Annotated in this window: 11 protein-coding genes and 1 pseudogene; 7 read left to right on the top strand and 5 right to left on the bottom strand. The window is 44.1% G+C overall.

Translation table 11 applies throughout. The features are described from left to right. Positions 1–473 precede the first annotated feature (473 nt). The 3 genes from H6S82_RS00395 to H6S82_RS00385 all read left to right on the top strand — a co-directional run bounded on the left by H6S82_RS00395 (position 474) and on the right by H6S82_RS00385 (position 3,941). The gene (locus H6S82_RS00395; protein ID WP_191055900.1) at positions 474–704 is read left to right on the top strand and encodes a type IV toxin-antitoxin system AbiEi family antitoxin domain-containing protein; all 231 of its coding nucleotides are present in this window, start codon (positions 474–476) and stop codon (positions 702–704) included. 12 nt (positions 705–716) lie between these two features. Beyond that, complete coding sequence (locus H6S82_RS00390) at positions 717–917, top strand: hypothetical protein (protein WP_191055899.1); 201 nt, start codon at positions 717–719, stop codon at positions 915–917. A gap of 315 nt (positions 918–1,232) precedes the next feature. After that, positions 1,233–3,941, top strand: a complete 2,709-nt coding sequence (locus tag H6S82_RS00385; RefSeq protein ID WP_191055898.1) for a protelomerase family protein — start codon at positions 1,233–1,235, stop codon at positions 3,939–3,941. Here the strand turns inward: H6S82_RS00385 and H6S82_RS00380 are convergent. Then, positions 3,913–4,218, bottom strand: coding sequence for a hypothetical protein (locus tag H6S82_RS00380; RefSeq protein WP_191055897.1), 306 nt, complete (start codon positions 4,216–4,218; stop codon positions 3,913–3,915). The two genes, H6S82_RS00385 and H6S82_RS00380, sit on opposite strands and share 29 nt — an antisense overlap. A 103-nt stretch (positions 4,219–4,321) precedes the next feature. Here H6S82_RS00380 and H6S82_RS00375 point away from each other — a divergent pair, with 103 nt between their 5' ends. Further along, entirely contained in the window at positions 4,322–4,699 is a 378-nt protein-coding gene (locus tag H6S82_RS00375; RefSeq protein ID WP_199317856.1) for a hypothetical protein, read from the top strand. A 12-nt stretch (positions 4,700–4,711) separates the two neighbouring features. Here H6S82_RS00375 and H6S82_RS00370 read toward each other — a convergent pair whose 3' ends face one another. The 3 genes from H6S82_RS00370 to H6S82_RS00360 are packed head-to-tail and all read right to left on the bottom strand — an operon-like array spanning position 4,712 to position 7,745. Next, positions 4,712–5,203 (bottom strand): helix-turn-helix domain-containing protein, encoded by a 492-nt coding sequence (locus H6S82_RS00370; protein ID WP_191055896.1) that lies wholly within the window; start codon positions 5,201–5,203, stop codon positions 4,712–4,714. Further along, the gene (locus tag H6S82_RS00365; RefSeq protein ID WP_191055895.1) at positions 5,203–6,018 is read right to left on the bottom strand and encodes a TniB family NTP-binding protein; all 816 of its coding nucleotides are present in this window, start codon (positions 6,016–6,018) and stop codon (positions 5,203–5,205) included. Before H6S82_RS00365 ends, H6S82_RS00370 begins: the two co-directional genes overlap by 1 nt. A gap of 11 nt (positions 6,019–6,029) precedes the next feature. Beyond that, positions 6,030–7,745 carry a Mu transposase C-terminal domain-containing protein gene (locus tag H6S82_RS00360; RefSeq protein ID WP_199317855.1) on the bottom strand — a complete coding sequence of 572 codons (1,716 nt, stop codon included), beginning with the start codon at positions 7,743–7,745 and terminating at the stop codon, positions 6,030–6,032. 228 nt (positions 7,746–7,973) lie between these two features. On the opposite strand from H6S82_RS00360, the gene H6S82_RS00355 reads away from it, so the two are divergent. Continuing rightward, positions 7,974–8,315 (top strand): hypothetical protein, encoded by a 342-nt coding sequence (locus tag H6S82_RS00355; RefSeq protein WP_190464708.1) that lies wholly within the window; start codon positions 7,974–7,976, stop codon positions 8,313–8,315. A gap of 9 nt (positions 8,316–8,324) precedes the next feature. After that, positions 8,325–9,023 (top strand): hypothetical protein, encoded by a 699-nt coding sequence (locus H6S82_RS00350; protein WP_190464707.1) that lies wholly within the window; start codon positions 8,325–8,327, stop codon positions 9,021–9,023. A gap of 401 nt (positions 9,024–9,424) precedes the next feature. Here H6S82_RS00350 and H6S82_RS00345 read toward each other — a convergent pair. Continuing rightward, a pseudogene (locus H6S82_RS00345) lies at positions 9,425–9,613 on the bottom strand (IS4 family transposase); the annotation flags it as partial. A gap of 270 nt (positions 9,614–9,883) precedes the next feature. Between H6S82_RS00345 and H6S82_RS00340 the strand changes: the two are divergent. Next, positions 9,884–11,539 (top strand): IS1634 family transposase, encoded by a 1,656-nt coding sequence (locus tag H6S82_RS00340; RefSeq protein ID WP_190464705.1) that lies wholly within the window; start codon positions 9,884–9,886, stop codon positions 11,537–11,539. Positions 11,540–11,684 lie beyond the last annotated feature (145 nt).

Below are 11,684 nucleotides of genomic sequence, written 5' to 3'. Positions count from 1 at the left end.
GCGTAGACAATGGAGGCTATAATGTATATATAGCAAGGGTTTTGAGATTTGGGATGGGAGTGCGATCGCGGATAAACTACTGTACATATAAGATATTTGTATGGAATTATCTGGTTTCGTACAGAGGTTTTTGGCATCTAACCATGTACAAGAGGGATGGCATAACCAATACTGATGTATACAAATTTCTTATGTACATAATTAGGAATATACAGTAGGTTGTTCGATCAGGGCGTGGGATGATGCGCGTCAGCGCTATTCAGCAATTATAAAGGATAATTGGGTCGCGGACAACTCTTGTAATTAGCCAGCAGTAATATACAGGAATAAATTGTATACATGATTTAGAGATGCCAAACCCATGTATAGTTTTGACGGGAGTGGATGGAAGTAGGTACTGGCGGGGATTGTGACAAGATGTTAGTTTATATTTAAAGATACCTACGTTTTGACACTTGTAGTTAGTTAAGCAGATGAGTGAATCGAAGAAAGAGCAAGTGTTAGAACTGGCACGCTCTTTAGGAGTGGTAAGACCAATAGATATAGAGGCGCGTGGCATTCACCGGGAGTACCTACGGCGTTTGGAAAGTGAAGGTATGCTAATGCGTTCGGGGCGTGGGCTTTATATTCTTAGCGATCGTCCAGTGACAGAAAACCACACTCTGGCATCAGCTTTGCGTCCTTATATGGAGTCGCTGGTATGAACCAACCGCGCAATGTGGCGGCCTCGGTGCTCTACTCGCTTACTTGACTTATCGCGTCAGCTTGGGGAAGTAGCGATCGAAGTGCTGGATAATTTTTTGATGCCGCCCAGTCGGGCTGTGGCTAATGGCGAACCTTTCGGGCAAGTTTGGCCTCCCACCGGACTTTGGCAAGTATCGAGTACCACGCTGGTTAATCCTCAGCCTAAAAGCTAGACCTAGTAAGTGTTTTGGTAGCTATGTAGGTATTTAGGAATTGAGGAGCAGGGATAACTTTCAAAGCTTGCCTGTATAAATTACTTGTATATCCATGACCATTTTTTGAATTGATTTGACTTGACTGGGAATAATATACAGGATATTATTTATACATGATTATCGGAATTGGCTTGCTTTCATACAGTAAGTAGACAGATTAGCAGCAGCTACCAAAGTCCAATGAAGTGGATCGAAGGAGCAAAGAAGTAATTTTTCGTTTATAGGGACTACTGGCTATCTCCCGGACACTAAAAAGACAAAGCTTAAACACCAATGCCTTCTGCCCTGTACACAGGAGTAAGGGTGATGAAAAAATGGTTGAGAGAGTTATTGGATGAATTTTTGCCCTCTGTGGAATCGTTGAGGGATACTCCGTCAGACCGGGCGGCGGCACAGCGTTGGGCTGATTGGATGAAGGGGAAGTGGGTGGAACGTGGGTTGGTTGAATTGAAGCAACAGAAGGTGCCGATGAATGACACTCGCAATGCGATTAAAGCTCTAGATCCATACCACGTTGCGCTGGAGTACATGAATTTTACTCCTTCTGAATGGACAATCGTTAATGAGCCTCTAGAACAGAGGGTGGCCGATCGCAATGAGAATATTCAGTTGATTGATGACCCACAAGCGATTGTGGATAAAGCGACGGAACTGTTGGATAGTCGGGAATGGAATGAGGTGGCGGCTGGCTTGGCGGTTCTGACTGGTCGCCGTTCTTCTGAACTCCTGCATACTGCTGAGTTTACGTACAAAACACCTTTTTCTGTGACTTTCACTGGTGCTTTGAAGCGTCGTGGTGAACCTGTGACTCTGCGCTTTGAGATTCCTACTCTGGCGAGTGCAGACAAGGTAATTGCGGCGCTCAATAAAGTTAGAGCATGGGTGGATACAGAAGGGATGGACAATCGGCAAGTTAATGATAAGTATGGGCCTGCGGTAGTCAAAGCGTGCGATCGCCATTTTTGTGAGCTAGTCCCTCATCGCTCAGGCCGGGATAATCTCTACACTCACTTGTTCCGTTGTATCTATGCTCGCATCGCTACTCACTTCTATGCTTCACCTCGCGTCAGCGATATCGAGTACATGGCAACGATTATGGGTCATTTCCAAATTCTTGATGCCGAAGACCCAAGTCTCAGGCGATCGCTGGTTTCTTCTCGTCACTATAACGATTACAGGATTGGCGATCGCAATGGAAATATCGATGGCAGGCAGGGCATTAAGTTGGGACTGCCCGGTGTGGAAGTAATTGAGGTTTTTAAAAAGCAGCAAAATATGTCTGACAAACCGGAAGTGAATTCGGTTTCCTCTATTTCTTGTACTCCTATATCACACCCTACTTCACCTACACTAACTGTTGAAAATATGGCGACAAAAAAGGAATTATTAGACAAATCGCTTGAGCCAAATCAAACAGATCAGATTAATGTTGAGAAGAAGCAAGGAACGGAAGAGGAACAACTAATTTCGTCTATCTCGTCTGGTGGCGATGCCGCAACGGCTCACGTTAGAAGCGATCGCTTTTTGCAAATAGCGACTTCTTTGCTCAAGGGGGCGAAGGCTTCGGAGATCTTGGCTGGTTTGATGGCTGTGACTGGTCGAACTGCGGCTGAGTTAATTAAATCGGGTATTTTCCATCGCACTGGGCACGAACATTCTCTTCGCTTTAGCAGACAATTGGCAACTGGGCAGGAGGATATGATTACGTTGGTTAGTGCCTCTACTGTCCTCAAAGCGATCGACGCTTTGCGAAATCATCCGTTTGTCTGTTCAAAACAGCTGACTTACGCCTCGCCCAGAGACATTGAAAGTAAGATGAAGCTTCATACCGAGCCGACTATTAAGCGGGTATGGAAGGGGGTGATTAAAGAACTAAATTATCAAGGGTTGATGGCTGCTTACTCCAAACGGGCTTCTCAAATCTCGATCGCGGCTGAAAGTATGCTCGATTTGTCTAGTAATCAGGATGATCCGGCCTTTACATCAAGTATTATCAATCATAGCTACAGATTTAGCAGTATACGCTGCTTTAGTTCTGATAAGGAACGCATACTGGCTTTGGGGAGTCAACTTGGCTCTCCTCAGCAATCGCAAACTATCCAAATTCTAGTTAATTTAGGTGAGTGGGCTTTTGCTCTTTCTCAATCTTTGGGGGTCGATCCACAACCCCATATGATGGAGGCTAAACTACAGTCGCTTCTTGCATCCAAGCTTTGTCTTGAGACTACGAACGATCGCGTAGCGTCACCAAATGCTCCGGTTACTCCTGTACATGAAGGGGCAACGCCAGAACAGGTTGAACCCGCGACAGATCGGCAAACTGGATTGTCATTGGGCCAAACCTGGACACCTGAACTTGAACCTACAGCACAATTAGAAGATGTGGTGGCAGACAATCGCGATCGTGGGGCAGGGGCAGGGGCAGAACCGTCAGTACTAAACCAACCAGAGCCTGTCAGCGTACCGGGTGAAGTAGACCAAACCTGGCAGAAAATCGATCGCTTGGTGGAGGCGGTGACTGTTCTGGCTACTGCTCTTTCTCACTCGGTTCAACCTACTGTACAAACTGGACAACCTAATCAGGTCGTACAGCCAAGAGTACCTAAAGTTAAAAAGCAGTCAAAAGATGCGGTAACTATCCATGAGGCTGCTGTCGATCTCCCCAGTGCTGATTCTCATGGACAGATGGGATCTCCCACACATTTTGGAACCTCTGAAAGTGCTGACCAAAAAGCTTATCGAGCGCTTTTGGCAATTATGGAGTTTAATCAGACACCGGGGCGTACCCATGACCAAAAGTGGGCGATTAACCAGACTTCTTTGCAGCAACTTACTGGTTGTCACCGCGATGTGATTAAGCGTGTTTTGCTTCTTCATCAATCTGAAATTGACCAGCATAATCACTTACATGGTTTGGGAAAATCTCACAATATCAGCAAAGGTCGTGCTGGCCTTAAGATTCATGAACAAATTTTGTGGTAGCAGTATTCGATCCTACATTCAAAATGCGAACTTCTACTGGAACTTCTACTGGTTCCACTTTCTGTGCGATCGCGGTTGTGAGTTTGGCTAGTTCTTCTTCTTTTAGCTGACTCGATTGCGCTAGTTTTTCTAGGTTACTTGTGACTTGATACCAAAATTCGGCTCTGGCTGATGCTCGTTCTATGGCATCTGGGGCGATGCTGCCTAAATATGCCAACGTGCGGCTTTTGACTTTCCCATCGATCCGCTCTCCTGAACATACATAAGCGTAGAGCACCTTTTTTTGACCTCTTTGTTGCCATCGCACGTACATCTGGTGGCTGCCTCAAATTGCTCTTTTTGTTGTAGTATTTTTTGGACACAACAACTGAGGATTATTTTTGACTGCCACGATGACCACTCCTGATTCTTTTACTTCCCACCATTCTACTGGTGGTTTTGAGGCGGAACACTCTTTGCTCTCACCTACCGAAATCATTGAAGCCATGATTGACCTCCGCATTCAGTCTAAGGCAATTGAAGCGCGGATCGAGCAACTTATGCCTGCTTTTAAGACCGCTTGTGCTAGCTTCGCTCGAGAGCGAATTGAGCTAGAGAGAGCTATTATTAGCAAACGACTTACTCCGGGTCAATGGAATTACTCTACTTCTATCCTGGAGCAAGAGGTGATGCTTAAGCAACTAAAACAGCAGTTCCAAATCACTCACGAACCTAGTGGCGGTCGGGATATTACCTGGACACTTAAGCTAATTAAGTAAAAACCGAAGTTTTTACCGGGAAGGCTGTTGGTAAATGACCATCTGCTCGAAGGACTTCTCGCATTCTCGGCAGCAGCCTTTTTCCCACAGAGCGGGTAACTCAAAACAAGTGCCGCATACCGGACAGACACTCAATAGGTCTAACCCATGCCGTTGGCAGCGAGTTGTGCCTGTTTGTTGCCATAGTGCCTGATGAATTGGCCTCTCGCGATAACAGGCAGCACAAAGGCGTGGAAGCAGATGCAGATCCATAGGAGGCAGCATCAGAGCCAGTTGCTTTGTCTCGACTTCGACGAGTTTGGATAGTGCAATCAATTGTAAGGACGTGGGGTTTCGTCGTCGAGACGGTGTTTCCCAGTCCTGCACCCATTTCACGGGCACTCCCAAATGTTCGGCTAGAGCTTTGTGGCTCAAGTAATTCGCACGGCGAAAGCGTGCTAAGAAATGTCCTAAACTCTCTCCGGGTGGTGATTCTAGCCGAAATACCCAAGTTTCAGACGACATTATTGATACTCCGCTGCCACTTGGGTTAACAAGGATAACTCGATTCGAGATTGCCCTGTTTGCAATGCCCGTCGTCCTGCACTTCGCAAAATCTCGTCTAATGCACCTAGATAACCACGAGTCGATGCTCCTAGTATCTTTTGCATCGCTGCACTGGTTAGGTTAGAGGGCTGCGGTAATCTTAAGACGTACTCTTCCCATATTGCGGTAGTGTCTTCTAGGGTCTGACTATCAAAGCGATAGAACCGATGACAGGCCATGAAGCGGTTATGTACTTGTTCATCCCGCCGCACCACCGCATCTAAGCGATCGGTTCCGACTAGCACTACAGCAATACCAAGCAAATCGAAGATGTCTCGCACTTCGGAGAAGGTTTTGGGACGCAGCCGATGTGCTTCATCGAGGATAATCATCTCGACTTGGCAAGCTTTCAAGAGTCGGTAAACCCTTTGGCGCAACTCTGAAAGCGTTCCTCGTATAATTCGATACTTTAAACACTCCAATAATTGCTCGAACAATTCGCGTTGTCCCGTTTCCGTGGTCGCGTGCCAGTAGATCACTGGTACGATCGGTGCATCTCCACTGAGTTGTTTTGGTGCATTTTTCCAGCGATAAGTATCACAGGCCAGGGTCTTTCCGGTACGCGAGTCTCCGATCACCCGACAGGCTTGCCGACAGTGACGTTTATCATCTAACCAGGCGTGAAACTGTTGCACTGCTTCGATTTCTACAAAGGAGTGACTTTGCAGTCGATCGATGGACAGTTGCACTTTCGGATCGATTTTGGGATTGGGACATGGAACAATAATGGACATCTCATCCTGTTTTACCACCAGCCTGCCTCTCGTTTGAGTTGTTCGTAGTCATAGACACGCACGTATGGAACTGACCTTTTCGGTTTGGGTGTCTCATTGTCTGCTAATTGGATAGAGTCTCCGGCTTGCTTGGTTGGGATCTTGTTGGTGTCAGTTGATGAAACAATTGCATCTGTATTGGGCTTTTTCTGCTTTTGGCGTTTTAAGTGTTTGACGCTTGCATCGCGAGATCTTACTTCTTCTAACACTGAGCGATCGCTAATCGCTTTGCCTGCTTCTCTTCTATGGCGGCTGATTGCTTGTGCTTCTGAATATGAGAGTGTTTCTGTTTCCCATCCCACTGCATGGGCACGAGTTACAAATACTTCTTTGCCATCTTGATGTTGATAGATATATATTGTGGTGATGTCGCGGGGGTTGTAGCGAACGATGACTGATTCTCCTGCATAAGCTGCTAGATGTTCTCCTTGGTAGGTTAGATTGGCAAACTGGATGTATCCACTACGGTAGACTACACGGCGATCGCGCCGCATCAGACACATATCTAACTCTCGTTCGCCTAATAACTCAAGTTGCGCCATCCTTCCGGCTTCCCAACGCCCGATTCGGCTTTGATCGCCCATCCGCGCATCCAGCGCTATATTGTAGTGGTCTACTATATAGCGCACCAGCAGTCGCTCTAATTGCACTAATGTCAAACACGCTTCTGTTTCGGCTACTGGCGATCGCGTCGTCACATCACTGCTGACATACCCTGGCAAGCTGGAAAAGAATTCTCGATTGAATGTCCCAAACGGTCGCTCTACGATTCCTCCATCTGATGGCTGGCGTCGCAGGCATGGCACGATTCCCAGTGTCATTGTCACCTGTTCTAAATGCTGCGACCGAAAGTCTTTGCCGCCATCGGTGTACAAATACCGTGGTAAGCCATACGTACCCCAACTCTGCTTCAATTCGTATGCACTGCTGTATTGCTTGGGCAATATCGCATGACGCAATGCCAGACACACTAAGGCTGCACTTGGCGCGTCAAACCCAATGTGCATTCCCATGATGCACCGCGAGTACGTATCCACTACTATCGTTAACCACGGTCGCCCTAGAATCTCTCCCAACGAATCAACCACCAGTACATCAACTTTCGTGTGATCTGCCTGCCATACTTGGTTGCTATACTCCACTGCGATTTCCAGTCCTTCCCGTGTTTTTACCAGCAAGCGCGACCCTTTCCACCCCAACGAGGGTTTTGGTTGTTGCGCTTTTTCCATCCACGGCTTCAATATCCGATACACTGTCATGTGACTTGGATATTCTGCTACTCCTAGTTCTTGCGCCCGCACTTTTACTCGCACCGCCACTTGCAATGGGGTCATCGCTCTGGAGCCGCGATTCCCTTCTTGATACGTTTGAACTATAAATTTCTGCCACTCAAGAGAGATTTTGGCTTGACCGCGATCTCGTCGTGGTTGGGGTATCAGACTGCTGATTCCCTGTTCTCGATACCTTTGCACCAACCGTCTTACGCTGCGTTCTGTTATCCCTAGTTGTGCCGCTACCGATCGCATTCGCTGCCCATACTGCTGCTGATGCTGCTGTGCGCTCAATTCTTGAATCAGCCTTACTCGTTGGCGTTCGGGTTCACTCATACTCGACCACATCTGGGGCGAAATACATTCCCACCTATTTTCATCCCCAAGTTTTGCCTCTGTTGATAAGGATTCTGTCACTGCCTGTCCTTGGGGGTCAGTCTTTGACTTTTCTCTTTCTGTGCCCGCCCTCTTACTTACTCTACTCTTGCACCGGACATTTAACGTGTTAATTTTGGTGAAAATTTTCGGACACTGAGCCTGTTAATTCTGCGTTGGAGAGCGCTCTCCGGCCTCAAACAATTGCTGTCCCTTCGTTTCAGGTCTTTCCTCCCCCGGACATTTAGCCTGTTAACGAGGACATCTACCTTGTTATTCGACAACAATCAAGGTGAATCCACTTATGAAGTAAATGTTCTTAGCCCCGCAGCGCAACTTCCTTTAATTTTTGAAATCTCGGGATATCAATTCGGTGCTTTTTATTTAGACCGTTTTGCGGCTATTGAATATGAACAATTTTATCAATACTTAGCTGAAAGAGGCGCTCACAAATTTGTTCGAGATTACCGAGACAACCTCAGACAAGCCCAACTTATAAACTTAATTGATGAACTGGATTTTCTTGATGAGTGCTATCAGAACCAAATTGATTTAACTAACGAAACTGATAATTATTTTACCAGCTTACTAGCTAAATATGGTCGAGCTTGACGTGGCTGTATGTGGCAAGATTTATATGATGATTTATATCCGAATCCGACCCAATCTTTTGATTTTTCTGTTCATCCTGAAATCTATTGGTCTGGCTTAGGTCTTGAATACTTACTTCCCCCAGATTTTGAACTTGGTGATGAGTGGGATGCTAATTACTGGCCTGAAGAAACCCAAGATATTTCGGAGATTTTTGCAGATTTTCTGGTGCCTTCTATTCCTGTAACAACTGATGATACTTTCTCTTGGTGGAGTAGTTATAGAGAAGATAAGTATTGCTGGCTAGAAGTAATTTCTAAACGTTACTACTCGACCTATCCTATTTACCTATCTGCTAACAATGAGTCTGTTGATCCTCCAAACAAATCTGCTTCTGACTTTGATTTTAATGGCGACTGGTCTTCTTTGACCAGTGATGAGTTGAAACTTTTTCGCACGCGAGGTGCTGCTTCTGAAAAGTTGCGGCGTTGTTTGATTGCCATGATTCATTTTAATGATTATTCTGCTACTAATAAACATCAAAAATGGGCGATTAATCAATCTTCTTTGCAACGTTTATCTGGTTGTAATCGTGATGCTGTTAAACGCTTTTTAGCTGAGAATGAACTGTTGGTTAATCGTCATAATTCTCATCATGGTCTGACTGAACGCCACAATACTGGTAAGGGTCGTGCTGGGATCAAAATTGAGCAGGTGATCTCCTGGTAAGTTTTTCCACATTTAAATTGGATCGTCCAAGAAGTTGGAATTTATGCCTTGCTTACAACTGCTTAGAGCATTCAGTATGGATTAGCTTTGTCCCAGACACTAAGGACTTCTATTTGATTAATTTCTTTTGGGAGTAAATTTTTCGATTTTTATGCGATCGCACTCTTGTACCATCGAGCGATCGCTTAGCGAGTCACGAGCAGATTATCGCTTTTGCGTCTCATTCTGGGTAGACAAATCTTCTGTACACAAAATGATAATTTTATGTACATCGCTCGCTAAGTTGTTTGTTTTGACTTTGACTGGCAGCTTGTTAATTTATCGCTGCCTGTACACAATAATTCTTGGCTGGCTACCCATACTTTTATCGCATCAATATTTACATTAAGTCTCTTGACTTTTTAAGGGTTTTCTGTATAAGCTATTAACCAAAACTGTGCGATGTCGTGTAGCGATCGCATTCCGAGCCAAATTGTTTTTACGCCTGGTTCTCCGTCTGTTTTACGACCTAAAAATCCTCCTAGTTTTGCGATCCACAGTACGCATTCTTGCAGGGTGGGTGGTTCTGATGGTGGCTTTGATGTTTGGTGGGTTATGCAATACAACCCACATTCCGCACCCTCAACTGTCACACATCAACAAAAAGGCGATTGAATAGTACAGATGAACTAAAGCAGAAGCGGAGTAAAGAAGCTAAATGATAATTAGTGGCATTAAGCAGAGAAAGTAGAAAGGTAAATTCGATCGTAAGGAGGGCAAAATAAGGAAAACTATCATAGGCAACAAAAGAGTTAAAAAAATTAATTTATCACAACGATAAAAATGGGAAAATAGCCACAGCAGTTGTGGAGAATGTGGAGATGTTAATAAATAAAGAGATAGAGATTCAAAACATAGACCATTTAGGAATAGTAGCAGGAATCATAGACGCCATTGGATTAGTAGAAACAATCAATGAATTAATCGGTGAAGAGAAAGCAGAAAAAGTCAGTCCAGGTCATACAGTCAAAGCCATGATTTTAAACGGGTTAGGATTTGTATCTAGACCTTTATATATGTTTCCGCAATTCTTTGAAACAATCGCCTGTGAACATTTAATAGGAGCCGGAGTCAAACCAGAATATCTCAACGATGATAAATTGGGGAGAGTGATGGATAAACTATTTATCAAAGGGCTAGATGGAATATTTTTAAACATCGCTTTAAATGCCATCAAAAAGTTTAACGTATCTTTATTATCATCACATTTAGATTCATCATCAATGCACGTACATGGAGAATACAATACCAGCTTACCAGAAGTAGTATTCGCTCGTCAACAAGCAGTCAATACCCAAGAGTCAGAAGAATTAGGAGTAAAATCCCCCAAAGAAATTAGGCTCACCTACGGTTATTCCCGCGACCACAGACCAGATTTAAAACAATTTATCATCGAACTAATATGTTCGGGAGATGGAGATATACCAATCTTCTTAAAATTAGCATCGGGAAACCAAGCCGACTCATCATGTTTTGGACAAATAGCAGTAGATTACCGAAACCAAATAGAAGTTGATAGTCTCATCGTAGCAGACTGCGCTTTATATACCGAATCAAATCTTAAATTGATGTTAGATTTGCGCTGGTTGTGTCGAGTACCTTTAAGTATAAAAACAGCCCAATCATTAATATCAACATTACCAGAATCAGAATTGATAGCTAGTAACTTAGAAGGATACAGATTTGTCGAAAAAACAGTAACTTATGCCGGAATAGAGCAAAGATGGTTGGTCGTAGAGAGCGAATCTAGAAAAGAATCAGACCTGCGTAAGCTCTTCCAAAAAATTGGGAAGGCAGAATCAAAAGTCCTAAATGAATTGAAACAGTTAGCGACCGAAAAATTTGCTTGTGAAGCTGATGCAGTCAAGGCATTAGCCAAACTATCAAAGACGTTTAAATATCACCAGATTGAGGACAGTAAAGTTACTGAAATCACAGCAAATAAACCAGATAAGCCGCCAATAAAATCTTACCAAATCTCAGCTACATTATCCAAAAGTGAAAGTAAAATTAACCCGGAGATTCTGAGCGCAGGGCGTTTCATTATTGCGACAAATGTTTTAGATTCAAGTGTGCTTAGTAATGAAACAATGCTGAGTGAGTATAAAGCTCAGCAATCATGTGAGAGGGGATTTGGTTTTCTGAAAGACCCCTTATTTTTTGCAGATAGTATCTTTCTCAAAAGCCCGGAGAGAATTGAATCATTAGCCATGATTATGGGTTTATGCTTGCTGGTTTATACACTGGCTCAAAGACAAATCCGAACCGCTTTACAAGAGTCTAAATCAACGATTAAAAATCAGTTGGGTAAAGCTACTGACCGTCCCACTTTAAGGTGGATATTTCAATGCTTCCAGTCTATTCATTTAGTGCTATTTAATCAAGAAACACAGGTTTCTAATTGGAATCAATCGCGAGATTTTATTCTGAATCTATTACCAGAAGATTGTCTCCCTTACTATAAATTAGTCACTTAATTTAATTAGGCTCTCTATTGCTTTATTATCCCCATAATCCAGCGCTATTCGCTTTGATTAATAGCGCTCTGTTACTATGTCAAAAATCTCGCTTTCTCACTTCAATTTATTAATTTGATTTATGGTTCATGGATTTCATATCTTG

The sequence above is a fragment of the Planktothrix sp. FACHB-1355 genome, assembly GCF_014748295.1.
Lineage (GTDB): Bacteria > Cyanobacteriota > Cyanobacteriia > Cyanobacteriales > Aerosakkonemataceae > Aerosakkonema > Aerosakkonema funiforme_A.
This window is presented reverse-complemented; position numbering and strand designations above follow the sequence as displayed.